This is a genomic window from Pseudomonas sp. TZ252, from assembly GCF_056110345.1.
Genome location: NZ_CM148566.1, coordinates 1,915,234 through 1,931,316, shown reverse-complemented (window position 1 = coordinate 1,931,316; position 16,083 = coordinate 1,915,234). Strand labels below are relative to the sequence as shown.

Annotated in this window: 13 protein-coding genes; all 13 read left to right on the top strand. The window is 68.0% G+C overall.

Annotated features, from left to right (window positions below; translation table 11 throughout):
* Positions 1-83 precede the first annotated feature (83 nt).
* The 13 genes from ACYAF3_RS08855 (at position 84) to hutG (ending at position 15,839) form a co-directional block, all read left to right on the top strand.
* A complete protein-coding gene (locus tag ACYAF3_RS08855; protein WP_012614639.1) occupies positions 84-1,106 on the top strand; it encodes an ABC transporter substrate-binding protein in 1,023 nt (340 codons plus the stop codon).
* Positions 1,107-1,121: 15 nt separating this feature from the next.
* Positions 1,122-2,060, top strand: a complete 939-nt coding sequence (locus ACYAF3_RS08850) for a fatty acid desaturase (RefSeq protein WP_003101765.1) — start codon at positions 1,122-1,124, stop codon at positions 2,058-2,060.
* Between the two features lie 18 nt (positions 2,061-2,078).
* On the top strand, positions 2,079-2,876 hold the full coding sequence (locus ACYAF3_RS08845; RefSeq protein WP_003114463.1) for a phosphate/phosphite/phosphonate ABC transporter substrate-binding protein: 798 nt from the start codon (positions 2,079-2,081) through the stop codon (positions 2,874-2,876).
* 325 nt (positions 2,877-3,201) lie between these two features.
* The gene (hutU, locus tag ACYAF3_RS08840) at positions 3,202-4,881 is read left to right on the top strand and encodes a urocanate hydratase (RefSeq protein WP_003123635.1); all 1,680 of its coding nucleotides are present in this window, start codon (positions 3,202-3,204) and stop codon (positions 4,879-4,881) included.
* A gap of 107 nt (positions 4,882-4,988) precedes the next feature.
* Positions 4,989-6,431: a purine-cytosine permease family protein gene (locus ACYAF3_RS08835; protein WP_003123634.1), complete on the top strand. Its 1,443-nt coding sequence runs from the start codon at positions 4,989-4,991 to the stop codon at positions 6,429-6,431.
* A gap of 96 nt (positions 6,432-6,527) precedes the next feature.
* Complete coding sequence (hutH, locus tag ACYAF3_RS08830; RefSeq protein WP_003123633.1) at positions 6,528-8,057, top strand: histidine ammonia-lyase; 1,530 nt, start codon at positions 6,528-6,530, stop codon at positions 8,055-8,057.
* Between the two features lie 62 nt (positions 8,058-8,119).
* Complete coding sequence (locus ACYAF3_RS08825) at positions 8,120-9,523, top strand: amino acid permease (protein WP_003101758.1); 1,404 nt, start codon at positions 8,120-8,122, stop codon at positions 9,521-9,523.
* Positions 9,524-9,640: 117 nt separating this feature from the next.
* Complete coding sequence (locus ACYAF3_RS08820) at positions 9,641-10,609, top strand: ABC transporter substrate-binding protein (protein WP_003095948.1); 969 nt, start codon at positions 9,641-9,643, stop codon at positions 10,607-10,609.
* 24 nt (positions 10,610-10,633) lie between these two features.
* Positions 10,634-11,485, top strand: a complete 852-nt coding sequence (locus ACYAF3_RS08815) for an ABC transporter permease (protein WP_003095946.1) — start codon at positions 10,634-10,636, stop codon at positions 11,483-11,485.
* Positions 11,482-12,312: a quaternary amine ABC transporter ATP-binding protein gene (locus ACYAF3_RS08810; RefSeq protein ID WP_003146430.1), complete on the top strand. Its 831-nt coding sequence runs from the start codon at positions 11,482-11,484 to the stop codon at positions 12,310-12,312. Before ACYAF3_RS08815 ends, ACYAF3_RS08810 begins: the two co-directional genes overlap by 4 nt.
* Complete coding sequence (locus tag ACYAF3_RS08805; RefSeq protein WP_128669362.1) at positions 12,309-13,841, top strand: HAL/PAL/TAL family ammonia-lyase; 1,533 nt, start codon at positions 12,309-12,311, stop codon at positions 13,839-13,841. The genes ACYAF3_RS08810 and ACYAF3_RS08805 overlap by 4 nt, the downstream gene beginning before the upstream one ends.
* The gene (gene hutI / locus ACYAF3_RS08800) at positions 13,838-15,046 is read left to right on the top strand and encodes an imidazolonepropionase (protein ID WP_003114456.1); all 1,209 of its coding nucleotides are present in this window, start codon (positions 13,838-13,840) and stop codon (positions 15,044-15,046) included. Before ACYAF3_RS08805 ends, hutI begins: the two co-directional genes overlap by 4 nt.
* A complete protein-coding gene (gene hutG / locus ACYAF3_RS08795) occupies positions 15,039-15,839 on the top strand; it encodes an N-formylglutamate deformylase (protein ID WP_003095940.1) in 801 nt (266 codons plus the stop codon). The genes hutI and hutG overlap by 8 nt, the downstream gene beginning before the upstream one ends.
* Positions 15,840-16,083: the final 244 nt, after the last annotated feature.

Genomic DNA, 16,083 nt, shown 5'->3' with positions numbered 1-16,083 from the left:
CCAAAGAATCAAACGTTATTAATCCAATATTTTTAATGCCTATATAGTTCCGCATGCCGTCCGACTCCAACCGGGAGACCCGCATGCCCCCGCTTCGCCAGATCCTCGCCGTCCTCGCCCTGGGCGCCAGCCTCGCCAGCCAGACCGCCGTCGCGGCGGAATGCCCGTACCCGGGCAAAGTGGTGTTCGCCGGGCTGAACTGGGAAAGCGGCATGTTCACCACCGACCTGTTGCGCTACGTACTGGAAAAAGGCTACGGCTGCGAGACCGACGCGCTGCCGGGCAATACCGTGACCATGGAAAACGCCCTGCGCCAGAACGATATCCAGGTCACCGGGGAGCAATGGGCCGGGCGTAGCCCGGTGTGGCGCGCGGCGGAGGAGGCGGGCGAGGTGTTCTCCGTCGGCGAGACGGTGAAGGGCGCCACCGAGGGCTGGTGGGTGCCGGAGTACCTGGTCAAGGGCGACCCGCAACGAGGCATCGAGGCGAAGGCGCCGGAGTTGAGGTCGATCGCCGACCTGCCGCGCTACAAGGCGCTGTTCCGCGATCCCGAGGAGCCCGCCAAGGGGCGTTTCTACAACTGCCCGACCGGCTGGACCTGCGAGATCGTCAACAGCCAGAAGCTCAAGGCCTACAGGTTGCAGGACAGCTACACGAACTTCCGCACCGGCACCGGCCCGGCGCTGGATGCGGCGATCAGTGCGGCCTTCCGGCGCGGCGAGCCGGTGCTTTTCTACTATTGGTCGCCGACTCCGTTGATGGGCCGTTTCAAGCTGGTGCAACTGGAAGAGCCGCCGTTCAGCGAGAAGGCCTGGGCCACCCTGTCCGATCCGAAGAACCCCGACCCCATCGGTTCCCGCTCGTTGCCGGCGAAGATCACCATTGGCGTTTCCCGCGATTTCCATGACAAGGCGCCGGCGTTGGTCGAGCTGTTCCGCAAGGTCGAGATCCCCTTGCCGCTGTTCAACGAGCTGCTCGCCGACATGGCGCAGAATCATCGCGAGGTCGGCGAGGTGCGTGCGCAGTTTCTTCGCCAGCATCGCGAAATCTGGAGCCACTGGGTGCCGGCCGAAGTCGCCGCGCGCCTCGATACCTCCCTGAAGTAAGCCTCGCCAGCCTTCATGGCGCACTACCTGAGCGGGCGTCAGCGCACCCTGGTGCGGCGGCTCCAGGATACCTTCCAGGCGCGCAGCGAATGGCCGACCTGGCTGCTGATCGCCTGCCTGTACGGCGGTTGGGCACTGCTCGCCAGCCAGTATGAGCGCTGGGGTTGGCCGGTACTGGCGGGACTGGTGCCGTTCGCCTCCCTCTACATGTCGTTGCAGCATGAGCTGATCCATGGCCACCCGACCCGCTGGCCGAGGTTCAACGCCATGCTCGGCTACCTGCCACTGGCCGTCTGGTATCCCTATCCGCTGTACCGTGACAGCCACTTGCGGCACCACCTCGACGAGCAACTGACCTACCCGGGGCTGGACCCCGAGAGTCGCTACGTCAGTCTGTCCGAGTGGCCGCGCCTGGGCTCCTGGCGGCGGCGCTGGCTCTGCCTGGACAAGACCCTGCTCGGTCGCGCCACCCTCGGCCCGCTGCTGGCCCTGGCGGCGATGGCGCGCCTGGAAGGTTCGCGGTTGCGCCGGGGAGAGGGTGCCGCCTGGCGCCTGTGGGGCCTGCATGCCGTGCTGCTGGGCGGGTTGCTGGCCGGGCTTTGGCGCTGGGCGGGCATCCCACCCTGGCTGTACCTGCCGGCGGTGGCCTATCCGGCCCTCGGCCTGAGCATGCTGCGCTCTTTCTACGAGCACCGTCCGGCCCGCGAGCCGGCGCAGCGCAGCGTGCTGGTCGACGCGGGGTGGCCGTGGCGGCTGCTGTTCCTCAACAACAACTTGCATCTGGTCCACCACGATCTGCCGGGCCTGCCCTGGTACCTGCTGCCGCGCGTGTATAGCGCAAGCCGCCGTGCCTACCGGCGACGCAGTGGCGATTTCCACCTGCCCGGCTATGGTCGTCTATGGCGGCGCCACGGTTGGCGGCCAGTGGATGCGCCGGTGCATCCCGAGCATTGAAGGCAGGCGGACGAGAGCATGATCGATACCCCGGTGGTGGCGGCGCTGGACATGTATGTCGAGCCGGACTGCGTCAGGCAGGCCGGCGCAACCTTCATCGGCGAGGTCTGCCGGCGCCTGGGCGTGCGCCGTTACGCGTCGGCCGCCACCGATCTGGCGGTGCAGTGGCGACAGCCTAACCTGTTGTTCGCGCAGACCTGCGGCTATCCGCTGATGACCCAGTTGCGCGGCCAGGTGGCGGTGCTCGCGGTGCCCAGCTACGACTTGCCCGATTGTGCTCCCGGCGAGCATTGCAGCCTGTTCGTCGCCGCCGAAGGACAGGCGCGCCAGCGCCTCGGCGACTTCCGCAATACCCGCCTGGCGCTCAACGACCACGACTCCAACAGCGGCATGAACCTGCTGCGCCATGCGCTGGCGCCGCTGGGGCGAGACTCGGCGTTCTTCGCCGAGGTGCACATCAGCGGCGGCCACCTGCGCAGCCTGGCGATGGTGGCCGCGGGTGAGGTCGAGCTGACCTCGGTGGATGCAGTGACCTTCGGCTACCTGCAACGCCACGCACCGGAGCGCCTGGACGGCCTGCGCGTGCTCGGGCGCAGCGCGCCGAGCCCGGCCTTGCCGCTGATCACCTCGCTGCACTGGAGTGCGGCGCAACGCCGCGAGCTGTTCGAAGCGCTGAACCTGACGCTGATCGAGTGCCCGCACCTGGCCGCGACACTGGCGCTGAAAAGCTTCCTCCCGGCCGGCGAGGAGCATTACCGGATTCTCCTCGACTACGAGCGTCAGGCGCAGGGCTGGGGTTACCCGCAATTGCGCTGAACGGTGTTACCGAAGGCCCCAAACCGGTGCGCGCACGCTTCGATCACGTGCACCCAGGGCCGTTCCGGCAGGCTCCTTCTCCCGGGGGAGAGGCTACCTTCGCTAATTCTTAACTACAGAAAAATCAAAGGGTTGAATGAAATTCACGGGAATGTGGAGATATCGCCGGAGGGCGTGGCGGCAGAATTGGCCCTTCCTTTGCTTATACTTGTATGTACAAGCATAGATGTGTTCGGTAGACCCAGCCCGACCTCTGCTTCGTCCCCGAATTCAGGCGCACCCTCGCCGGTCGCCGCCCGTTGAACGCCACGCCCAGGAGCCTGCCGTGACCACCCCGAGCAAATTCCGCGATATTGAAATCCGCGCCCCGCGCGGCACTACGCTGACCGCCAAGAGCTGGCTGACCGAAGCGCCGCTGCGCATGCTGATGAACAACCTCGACCCGGAGGTCGCGGAGAACCCCAGGGAACTGGTGGTTTACGGCGGCATCGGCCGTGCCGCGCGCAACTGGGAGTGCTACGACAGGATCGTCGAGACCCTCAAGCAACTGAACGACGACGAGACCCTGCTGGTACAGTCCGGCAAGCCGGTCGGCGTGTTCAAGACCCACGCCAACGCGCCGCGGGTGCTGATGGCCAACTCCAACCTGGTGCCGCACTGGGCGACCTGGGAACACTTCAACGAACTGGACGCCAAGGGCCTGGCGATGTACGGCCAGATGACCGCCGGTTCGTGGATCTACATCGGCAGCCAGGGCATCGTCCAGGGCACCTACGAAACCTTCGTCGAGGCTGGCCGCCAGCATTACGACGGCAATCTCAAGGGCCGCTGGGTGCTTACCGCCGGCCTTGGCGGCATGGGCGGCGCCCAGCCGCTGGCGGCGACCCTGGCCGGCGCCTGTTCGCTGAACATCGAGTGCCAGCAGAGCCGCATCGACTTCCGCCTGCGCAGTCGCTACGTCGACGAGCAGGCCAAGGACCTGGACGACGCCCTGGCGCGGATCCAGCGCTACACCGCCGAAGGCAAGGCCATCTCCATCGCCCTGCTGGGCAATGCCGCCGAGATCCTTCCGGAACTGGTTCGCCGCGGCGTACGCCCGGACATGGTCACCGACCAGACCAGCGCCCACGATCCACTCAACGGCTACCTGCCGGCCGGCTGGAGCTGGGAAGAGTACCGCGACCGCGCGCAGACCGACCCGGCCGCCGTGGTCAAGGCCGCCAAGCAGTCCATGGCGGTACACGTGCGGGCCATGCTGGCGTTCCAGCAGCAGGGCGTGCCGACCTTCGACTATGGCAACAACATCCGCCAGATGGCCAAGGAAGAGGGGGTGGCCAATGCCTTCGATTTCCCCGGCTTCGTCCCGGCCTACATCCGCCCGCTGTTCTGTCGCGGCATCGGTCCGTTCCGCTGGGCCGCGCTGTCGGGCGACCCGCAGGACATCTACAAGACCGACGCCAAGGTCAAGCAACTGATCCCCGACGATGCCCACCTGCACCGTTGGCTGGACATGGCCCGCGAGCGCATCAGCTTCCAGGGCCTGCCGGCGCGCATCTGCTGGGTTGGCCTGGGGCTGCGCGCCAAGCTCGGCCTGGCCTTCAACGAGATGGTGCGCAGCGGCGAGCTGTCCGCGCCGATCGTCATCGGCCGCGACCACCTCGACTCCGGCTCGGTGGCCAGCCCCAACCGCGAGACCGAGGCCATGCAGGACGGCTCCGACGCGGTGTCCGACTGGCCGCTGCTGAATGCCCTGCTGAATACCGCCAGCGGCGCCACCTGGGTCTCGCTGCACCACGGCGGCGGCGTAGGCATGGGCTTCTCCCAGCACTCCGGGATGGTGATCGTCTGCGACGGTAGCGACGAGGCCGCCGAACGCATCGCCCGCGTGCTGACCAACGACCCGGGTACCGGGGTGATGCGGCACGCCGACGCCGGCTACCAGGTCGCCATCGATTGCGCGAAGGAGCAGGGCCTGAACCTGCCGATGATCACCGCCCAGCGCTGACCTCGAAAACCGCCTCCACGCCGGCGGGGCGTGGGGGCGGCCGCCCACTGTCCCGACCAGGCCACAACAAGAATGGCGGCGCGCGAGCCGCAGCGGAGTACAGCAGCATGACCCAGGGCAGCGACAGCAAGCCACTGATCGAACGGCGCTCGATCGACTACATCCCGGCGAACGAGCGCCACGGCCGCCTCTACAGCCAGTTCACCCTCTGGCTGGGGGCCAACCTGCAGATCACCGCCATCGTCACCGGCGCCCTCGCCGTGGTCCTCGGCGGCGACGTGTTCTGGTCGCTGGTCGGCCTGCTCATCGGCCAGCTCCTCGGCGGCGCGGTGATGGCCCTGCACGCCGCGCAGGGGCCGCGCCTGGGGCTGCCGCAGATGATTTCCAGCCGGGTGCAGTTCGGCGTCTACGGCGCCTGCATCCCGATCGCCCTGGTGTGCCTGATGTACCTGGGCTTCACCGCCACCGGCACGGTGCTTTCCGGCCAGGCCATCGGCCAGCTCACCGGGCTCAGCGACAGCGCCGGGATCTTCATCTTCGCCGCCTTCATCGTCCTGGTGACGGTGCTCGGCTATCGCGTCATCCACATCATCGGGCGGATCGCCAGCGTCCTCGGCATCATCGCCTTCGCCTACCTGTTCAGCCGCCTGATGCTGCTCAGCGACATCGGCGACCTGCTCGCCATCCGCCATTTCAGCTGGGCCTCGTTCCTCCTCGCGGTGTCGCTGGCGGCGTCCTGGCAGATCGCCTTCGGCCCCTACGTGGCCGACTATTCACGCTACCTGCCGGCGTCCACCTCGTCGTGGAAGACCTTCCTCGCCGTCGGCCTCGGCTCGGTGCTCGGCGCCCAGGCCTCGATGGTCCTCGGGGTGTTCTCCGCAGCCCTGGCCAACGGCCAGTTCGCCGGCCGCGAGGTGGCCTACATCGTCGGCCTGGGCAGCAGCGGGACCGTCGCCGCGCTGCTCTACTTCAGCATCGCCTTCGGCAAGGTGACCATTTCCACGCTGAACTCCTACGGCAGCTTCATGTGCATCGCGACCATCATCAGCAGCGTACGCGGCCAACTGGAGATCACCCGCGTGCAACGCCTGTTCTTCGTCCTCGCGATCGTCGGCGCCTCGACGCTCATCGCGCTGCTCGGCCAGCACTCGTTCCTCGCTGCGTTCAAGTCCTTCATCCTGTTCCTGCTGACCTTCTTCACCCCGTGGAGCGCGGTGAACCTGGTCGACTACTACTTCATCACCCGCGAGCGCTATGACGTGCCCGCGCTGGCCGACCCCGACGGCCGCTACGGTCGCTGGAACCTGCCGGGAATCGCCGTCTATACCCTCGGCGTGCTGGTGCAGATGCCGTTCCTGGCGACCACGCTGTACACCGGACCGATGGTCGAGCACCTCGGCGGCGTGGATATCTCCTGGATCATCGGCTTGCTGGTGCCGGCGGTCCTCTACTACCTGGTGGCGCGGCGCAAGGCCACGCGCCAGGCCCCGGCGCGAATGATCCTGCCGGCCGATCCCGGCGCCTTCGAACGTCCCGCGCACGGGGCCTGAGACGAATTTCCAGGGCGGCGCGGCCGCCTTCAATCCCACGAAACGCCGCCGGCGGACGGCGCTGCCGAGCCCGCCGAACCGAACAAGGAGCCTTCGATGAGCCTGCATCTGAAACCCGGCCAGTTGACCCTGGCCGACCTGCGCCAAGCCTACCTGGCCCCCGTGCGCCTGAGCCTGGATCCCAGCGCCGACGCGCTGATCGCCGCCAGCGTCGCCTGTGTCGAGAACATCATCGCCGAGGGCCGCACCGCCTACGGCATCAACACCGGCTTCGGCCTGCTGGCCTCGACGCGGATTTCCCCGGCCGACCTGGAGAAGCTCCAGCGTTCCATCGTCCTGTCCCATGCCGCCGGCGTCGGCGAGGCGCTGGACGACGCCATGGTGCGGCTGGTCATGCTGCTCAAGGTGAACAGCCTGGCTCGCGGGTTCTCCGGCATCCGCCGCAAGGTGATCGACGCGCTGATCGCGCTGATCAACGCCGAGGTCTATCCGCACATCCCGCTGAAAGGCTCGGTGGGTGCGTCCGGCGACCTGGCGCCGCTGGCGCACATGTCGCTGGTGCTGATCGGCGAAAGCCGGGCGCGCCATCGCGGTGAGTGGCTGCCGGCCGCCGAAGCGCTGGCGGTGGCCGGGCTGGAGCCGCTGACCCTGGCGGCGAAGGAAGGCCTGGCCCTGCTCAATGGTACCCAGGTGTCCACCGCCTACGCGCTGCGCGGGTTGTTCGAGGCCGAGGACCTGTTCGCCGCCGCCACCGTCTGCGGCGGGCTCAGCGTCGAGGCCATGCTCGGTTCGCGGGCGCCGTTCGATGCGCGCATCCACGCCGCGCGCGGCCAGCGTGGGCAGATCGACGTGGCCGCGGCCTATCGCGACCTGCTCACCGCCAGCAGCGAGGTGGCGCGTTCCCATGAGAAGTGCGACAAGGTCCAGGACCCCTATTCGCTGCGTTGCCAGCCGCAGGTGATGGGCGCCTGCCTGACCCAGATGCGCCAGGCCGCCGAGGTGCTGGAGATCGAAGCCAATGCGGTGTCCGACAACCCGCTGGTATTCGCCGCCGAGGGCGACGTGATCTCCGGCGGCAACTTCCACGCCGAACCGGTGGCGATGGCCGCCGACAACCTGGCCCTGGCGCTGGCCGAGATCGGTTCGCTGTCGGAGCGGCGCATCTCGCTGATGATGGACATGCACATGTCGCAGTTGCCGCCGTTCCTGGTGGCCAACGGCGGGGTCAACTCCGGCTTCATGATCGCCCAGGTCACCGCCGCCGCGCTGGCCAGCGACAACAAGGCCCTGGCCCATCCGGCCAGCGTCGACAGCCTGCCGACCTCGGCCAACCAGGAAGACCACGTGTCGATGGCGCCGAACGCCGGCAAACGGCTCTGGGCGATGGCCGAGAACGTCCGCGGGATTCTCGCCGTGGAATGGCTGGGCGCCTGCCAGGGCCTGGACTTCCGCGAGGGCCTGAAGAGTTCGCCGAAGCTGGAGCAGGCTCGCCGCCTGCTGCGCGACAAGGTGCCGTACTACCAGGAGGATCGCTTCTTCGCCCCTGACATCGAGGCCGCCAGCCAGTTGCTCGCCAGCGGTTGCCTGAACGCGCTGCTGCCGGCCCGGCTGTTGCCGAGTCTTTGATACCCGCCCCCGGCCGCTCGGCCGGGGCGCTCCAGCAAGAACAACAACAGGAGAGCCGAGGGATGACGCACGACACGGGGCTTCGGCGCGGACTGAACGCCCGTCATATTCGTTTCATGGCACTGGGGTCGGCGATCGGCACCGGCCTGTTCTACGGTTCCGCATCGGCCATCCAGATGGCCGGGCCGGCGGTGCTGCTGGCCTACCTGATCGCCGGCGCGGCGGTGTACATGGTGATGCGCGCGCTCGGCGAGATGGCGGTGCACGAGCCGGTGTCCGGCTCGTTCGGCCATTACGCCAGCAGCTATCTCGGCCCCCTGGCCGGGTTCGTCACCGGCTGGACCTACGCTTTCGAGATGATCATCGTCTGCCTCGCCGATGTCACCGCGTTCGGCATCTACATGGGGTTCTGGTTTCCCGACGTGCCGCGCTGGATCTGGGTACTGTCCATCGTGCTGTTCATCGGCGGGCTGAACCTCTGTCATGTCAAGGTCTTCGGCGAGCTGGAGTTCTGGCTGTCGCTGGTCAAGGTCGGCGCCATCGTCGCGATGATCCTCGCCGGGCTCGGCATCATGTTCTTCGGCTTCAGCCTGGGCGGCGCGGCGACGTCCGCCACCGGCGTGCACAACCTGTGGCAGCACGGCGGCTTCCTGCCCAACGGCTGGGCCGGGCTGGTCGCCTCGCTGTCGGTGGTGGTATTCGCCTTCGGCGGCATCGAGATCATCGGCATCACCGCCGGCGAGGCGCAGGACCCGCAGCGGGTGATCCCGCGGGCGATCAATGCGGTGCCGCTGCGCATCCTGCTGTTCTACGTGCTGACCCTGTTCGTGCTGATGGCGATCTTCCCCTGGCAGCAGATCGGCAGCAACGGCAGTCCCTTCGTGCAGATCTTCGACGGCCTGGGGATCGAGTCGGCCGCGGCGATCCTCAATGTCGTGGTGATCACCGCGGCGATTTCGGCGATCAACAGCGACATCTTCGGCGCCGGTCGCATGCTCTACGGCATGGCCCGCCAGGGCCAGGCGCCGGTCGGCTTCTCGCGGGTGTCGCGGCACGGCGTGCCGTGGATGACCGTGCTGCTGATGGCGGTTGCCCTGCTGCTCGGCGTAGCGCTGAACTACCTGATCCCGCAGAGCGTATTCCTGTTGATCGCTTCCATCGCCACCTTCGCCACCGTGTGGGTCTGGCTGATGATCCTCCTGGCCCAGGTCGGCATGCGCCGGCGCATGGGGCCGCGCCAGGTCGCCGCGCTGAAGTTCCCGGTGCCGCTGTGGCCATTCGCGCCGGCGGCGGCGATCGTCTTCATGCTGTTCATCTTCGTGGTGCTCGGCTATTTCCCGGACACCCGCCCGGCCCTGTGGGTCGGGGCTATCTGGATCGCCTTGCTGGTGATCGCCTACCGGCGCTGGGTCAGGCCGAAGGGCGATGCCGCGCATGGCGTGCTTCAGGCCCAGGGAGGGCTGTGACGGAACCGACGGCGGCCTGAGCCGCCGGCCAATAACAACGATCGAGGCCGTTCCCCCGGGCGCGGCCCGCAGGTTTTCCAACTGCCTTTCCCAATCGTGCATCTGGAGCGTCGAACCATGCGATACAAGAAGTCGATGTTGAGTGTTCTCTGTGCCCTCGGCCTGCTCGCCGCCGCGGCGGGCGCCCAGGCGGAAGGCTGGTGCGAGTCCGGCAAGGCGGTGAAGTTCGCCGGGCTGAACTGGGAGAGCGGGACCCTGCTCACCGAACTGATGCAGTTCGTCCTGGCCAAGGGCTACGGCTGTACCACCGACAGCCTGCCGGGCAACTCGATCACCATGGAGCAGGCGCTGAGCACCAATGACATCCAGGTCTTCGCCGAGGAGTGGATCGGCCGCAGCGACGCCTGGAACAAGGCTGCCGCGGCCGGCAAGGTGGTCGGCGTCGGCGAACCCATCGTCGGCGCGGTGGAGGGCTGGTACGTGCCGCGCTACGTGATCGAGGGCGACCCGCAGCGCAAGCTCGAGGCGAAGGCGCCGAAGCTGCGCTCTATCGCCGACCTGGCGCAGTACGCCGAGGTCTTCCGCGACCCGGAAGAGCCGGGCAAGGGGCGCTTCTACAATTGCCCGGCCGGCTGGACCTGCGAGCTGGAGAACAGCGAGATGCTGAAAAGCTACGGCCTGGAGGAGACGTTCACCAATTTCCGTCCGGGCACCGGCCCGGCACTGGACGCGGCGGTGCTGTCGAGCTATCGGCGCGGCGAGCCTATCCTGTTCTACTACTGGTCGCCGACGCCGCTGATGGGCCGCGCCGACCTGGTGCGCCTGGAGGAAAGGCCCGGCGTCGACAAGCGCATCAGGATCCAGGTCGGCCTGTCGCGGACCTTCCACGACCAGGCGCCGGAGCTGGTGGCGGTGCTGGAGAAGGTCAACCTGCCGGCGGAGCTGCTGAACAGCGACCTGGCGCGGATGGCCAAGGACCGGATCGATGCGGCGCGCCTGGCGCGCGAGTTCCTCAAGGAGCACCCCGAGGTCTGGCACGCCTGGGTCGACGAGGACGCGGCGAAGAAGATCGAAGCGGCACTCTGAACCCACGACCGACGAGAGCAGACCATGTTTCCCGAACGCCTGACATTTTCCATCGCCGACTGGGTCAACGCTTGGGTCGACGCCCTGGTGACCAACTACGGCGACCTGTTCCGCAAGATCTCCGACACCCTGCTGTGGGCCATCGTCAACCTCGAAGGGCTGCTCCGCGCCACGCCCTGGTGGCTGTTGCTGGCGATCGTCGCGGCGATCGCCTGGCACGCCACCCGGCGCCTGCTGCCGACCCTGGTGATTACCGGCCTGCTGTTCCTGGTCGGCGCCGTCGGCCTCTGGGACAAGCTGATGCAGACCCTCGCGCTGATGCTGGTGGCGACCTTCATCTCGGTGCTGATCGGCATCCCCCTGGGCATCCTCGCCGCGCGCAGCAACCGCTTGCGCGCGGTGCTGATGCCGCTGCTGGACATCATGCAGACCATGCCCAGCTTCGTGTACCTGATCCCGGTGCTGATGTTGTTCGGCCTGGGCAAGGTGCCGGCGATCTTCGCCACCGTGATCTATGCCGCGCCGCCGCTGATCCGCCTCACCGACCTGGGCATCCGCCAGGTCGACAGCGAGGTGATGGAGGCGGTCAACGCCTTCGGCGCCAACCGCTGGCAGCAGCTGTTCGGCGTGCAGTTGCCGCTGGCCCTGCCGAGCATCATGGCGGGGATCAACCAGACCACCATGATGGCCCTGTCGATGGTGGTGATCGCTTCGATGATCGGCGCCCGCGGCCTCGGCGAAGACGTACTGGTGGGCATCCAGACGCTGAACGTGGGCAAGGGCCTGGAAGCCGGCCTGGCGATCGTCATCCTCGCGGTGGTGATCGACCGCATCACCCAGGCCTATGGCCGTTCCCGGCACGAGACGAGCAAATGAGCGGTGCGCAGATGAACAAGATCGAAGTGAAGAACGTGTTCAAGATCTTCGGCCCGCGCGCCGATGCCGCGCTGGTCCTGATCCGCCAGGGACGCAGCAAGGCCGAAGTGCTGGCGCAGACCGGCTGCGTGGTCGGCGTCAACGACCTGTCACTGACCATCGGTGCTGGCGAGATCTTCGTGATCATGGGCCTGTCGGGTTCCGGCAAGTCGACCCTGGTGCGCCATTTCAACCGCCTGATCGACCCCACCAGCGGCGAGATCCTGGTGGATGGCGAGGACATCCTGCGCTACGACATGGAAGCCCTCCGGCAATTCCGCCGGCGCAAGATCAGCATGGTGTTCCAGAGTTTCGGCCTGCTGCCGCACAAGAGCGTGCTCGACAATGTCGCCTATGGCCTGAAGGTTCGCGGCGAAAGCCGGGCGCAGTGCCACGAGCGGGCCCTGCACTGGATCGCCACGGTTGGCCTGAAGGGCTACGAGAAGTCCTATCCGCACCAGCTTTCCGGCGGCATGCGCCAGCGCGTCGGCCTGGCCCGCGCGCTGGCCGCCGACACCGAGATCATTCTCATGGACGAGGCCTTCAGCGCCCTCGACCCGTTGATCCGCGCGGACATGCAGGACCAGTTGCTGGAACTGCAGAAAACCCTGCACAAGACCATCGTCTTCATCACCCACGACCTCGACGAGGCGGTACGCATCGGCAACCGCATCGCGATCCTCAAGGACGGCCAGCTGATCCAGGTCGGCACGCCACGGGAAATCCTCCACCAGCCGGCCGACGACTACGTCGACCGCTTCGTCCAGCGGCGGGTGGCGAACCTATGAGCGACCTACCGAGCGTCGTGTTCGGCGACGGTCCGCTGCGTTGGCAGGAACTGGTCGCGGTGGCCCGGCACGGTGCGCGCCTGGAACTGTCGGCGGCGGCCTGGGCACGGATCGACAACGCCCGCGCCATCGTCTGCCGTATCGTCGCCAACGGCGAGCGTGTCTACGGCATCAGTACCGGCCTCGGCGCGCTGTGCGACGTCCTGCTGGAAGGCGAGCAGCTCGCCGAGCTGTCGCGCAACACCTTGCTCAGCCATGCCTGCGGGGTCGGCGAGCCGCTGCGCGACGAACAGACCCGGGCGATCATCTGTGCCGCCGTCGCCAACTACAGCCAGGGCAAGTCCGGGCTCGACCGTTCGCTGGTGGAAGGGCTGCTGGCGCTGCTCAACCACGGCATTACCCCGCAGGTGCCGGCCCAGGGCTCGGTGGGCTACCTGACCCACATGGCGCACGTCGGCATCGCCCTGCTCGGCATCGGCGAGGTCAGCTACCGCGGCAGCGTCGTGCCGGCCGCCGCCGCGTTGGCGGCGGAAGGCCTGGCGACGGTGCGCCTGGGAGCCAAGGACGGGCTCTGCCTGGTCAACGGCACGCCGTGCATGACCGGCCTCGCCTGCCTGGCCCTGGACGACGCGCAGCGCCTGGCGCAGTGGGCCGACGTGATCGGGGCGATGAGCTTCGAGGCCCTGCGCGGCCAACTGTCGGCGTTCGACGCCGAGATCGTTGCGCTCAAGCCGCATCCCGGGATGCAGCGGGTCGCCGCCAATCTGCGGGCCTTGCTGGCTGGCAGCCAGGTGCTGGAGAACGCCCGCGGCATCCGCACCCAGGATGCCCTGAGCATCCGCTCGATACCGCAGATCCATGGCGCCTGCCGTGACCAGTTGGCCCACGCGGCGCGGCAGATAGAGACCGAACTCAACTCGGCCACCGACAACCCGCTGCTGCTGGGTACGCCGGAGGCCTACCGGGTGGTATCCCAGGCCAATCCCCACGGCGAATCGGTGGCGATGGCCGCCGACCTGCTGGCGATCGCCGTGGCCGAGCTGGGCGGGGTCGCCGAGCGGCGCCTGGATCGCCTGGTCAACCCGCTGGTCAGCGGCCTGCCGGCGTTCCTGGTGGGCAAGCCGGGAGTCAACTCGGGGATGATGATCACCCAGTACGTCGCCGCCTCCCTGGCTGGCGAGAACCGCCAGCTGGCGCAGCCGGCGGTGGTCGACAACTTCGTCACCTCGGCGCTCCAGGAGGACCACCTGAGCCTCGGCACCAGTGCCGCGCTCAAGCTTGGCAGGGCCCTGGAGAACCTCCGGCGGATCCTCGCCATCGAGTACCTGCTGGCCGCCCAGGCCTTCGAATTCCTCGCCCCGCAACGCTTCGGCCAGGGCACCGCGGCGGCCTGGGGCATCCTGCGCGAGCGCGTGCCCGCGTACGACACCGACCGCTGGCTGGCTCCCGACATCGCCAGCGCGGCGGCCATCCTAGGCGAGCGGAAGAGTCTCGCCCGGCTGGCCGCGAGCATAGGAGACCTGCAATGAAACGACTCTGGCAGCATTGCCATGCCGCCACCCTCAAGGGCGGCAAGTACTCGATCGTCGAGGACGCCGCCCTGGTCACCGACGGTCCGCTGATCCACTGGATCGGCCCGCGCGCCGAACTGCCGCCCGGCGACTACGCCGAACGCATCGACCTCGGTGGCGCCTGGCTGACCCCGGGGTTGATCGACTGCCACACCCACGCGGTGTTCGGCGGCAACCGCAGCGGCGAATTCGAGCAGCGCCTGGAGGGCGTCAGCTACGCCGAGATCGCCGCCGCCGGCGGCGGTATCGCCAGCACCGTACGCGCCACCCGCGAGGCCAGCGAGGAAGAATTGCTGGCCAGCGCGCGCAAGCGCCTGGAGCCCTTGCTGCGCGACGGCGTGACGGCGCTGGAGATCAAGTCCGGCTACGGTCTCGACCTGGCCAGCGAACGCAAGATGCTGCGGGTCATCCGCCGCCTCGGCGAACGCCTGCCGGCGACCGTGCGCAGCACCTGCCTGGCTGCCCATGCGCTACCGCCGGAATACGCCGGGCGCGCCGACGACTACATCGAGCATATCTGCTCGACGATGCTCCCCGCGCTGGCCGGGGAGGGACTGGTGGACGCGGTGGACGCCTTCTGCGAGCACCTGGCGTTTTCCCCGGCGCAGGTCGAGCGGGTATTCATCGCCGCCCGCGAGCTGGGCCTGCCGGTGAAGCTGCACGCCGAGCAGCTATCCTCGCTGCACGGTTCCAGCCTGGCGGCGCGCTACCGGGCTTTGTCGGCCGACCACCTGGAGTACATGACCGAGGACGACGCCCGCGCCATGGGCGAGGCGGGTACCGTCGCGGTGCTGCTGCCGGGCGCCTTCTACCTGCTGCGCGAGACCCAGCTGCCGCCGATCGATGCCCTGCGCCGGCACGGCGTGGCCATGGCCATTGCCAGCGATCTCAATCCCGGCACCTCGCCGGCGCTGTCGTTGCGCCTGATGCTGAACATGGCCTGTACCCTGTTCCGCCTGACCCCGGAGGAGACGCTGGCCGGTGTCACCCTGCACGCCGCCCGGGCGCTGGGGCTGGAAGCCAGCCACGGCAGCCTGGAGGTCGGCAAGCTGGCCGACTTCGTCGCCTGGGACATCGAGCGTCCGGCGGAGCTGGCCTACTGGCTGGGCGGCGATCTGCCGAAACGCGTCATTCGCCACGCCGAGGAGGTATACCGTGGATGAAGTCCTGAGTTTCAAGCGCGGCCGTGTGCCGCTACTGATCAGCATGCCGCACCCCGGCACGCGCCTGACCCCGGCGGTGGACGCCGGCCTGGTGGAGGAGGCGCGGGCGCTGACCGATACCGACTGGCACATTCCCCGGCTCTACGATTTCGCCGAGGAACTGGGCGCCAGCACCCTGGCTGCCCACTATTCGCGCTATGTGGTCGATCTCAACCGCCCTTCCGACGACAAGCCGCTGTACAGCACCGCCACTACCGGCCTGTATCCGGACACCCTGTTCGACGGCCGGCCGCTCTACCGCGAAGGCATGGCGCCGTCCGCCGAGGAACGCATGCGCTACCTGGCCGAAGTGTGGACGCCCTACCACCGGACCATCGCCGAGGAACTGGCGCGGCTGAAGGCCGAGTTCGGCTACGCGCTGCTCTGGGACGCCCACTCGATCCGTTCCCACGTGCCGCACCTGTTCGACGGCCGACTGCCCGACTTCAATCTCGGCACCAACGCCGGCGCCAGTTGCGATCCAGCGCTGGCGGCCCGCCTGGAGGCGGTCTGCGCTGCCGCCGAAGGCTACAGCCATGTGCTCAACGGGCGCTTCAAGGGCGGCCACATCACCCGCCACTACGGCCAGCCGGAGCAGCACGTCCATGCCGTCCAGCTGGAGCTGGCGCAGTGCACCTACATGGACGAGCAGGCCCCGTTCGCTTACCGCGCGGACCTCGCCGAAGCGACCCGCGCAGTCATCCGCGAACTGCTGGAAAGCCTCCTCGCCTGGGGTCGCGAGCGCTACGCCTGAGGTGCTCGGAGGCGGCGGACGCCTGGCCCGTCCTGGCGGACGTGAAGGCCGCGGATGGGGTGGGGCGTCCGCGTCGGCATTCTGGAAATTTTCTGTTACAAATTTATTGAGGTCAGCGTTGATGCGGCCGGGAGGCCGAGTGCGCAAAGAGTTGCACAACTGTTCTCCTCTATCCTCTCGGCCAGCATTTCCATCGCGCGGGCGCACGCGCGTCGCGCCCGGAACCGAATACGCCAGGAACGCA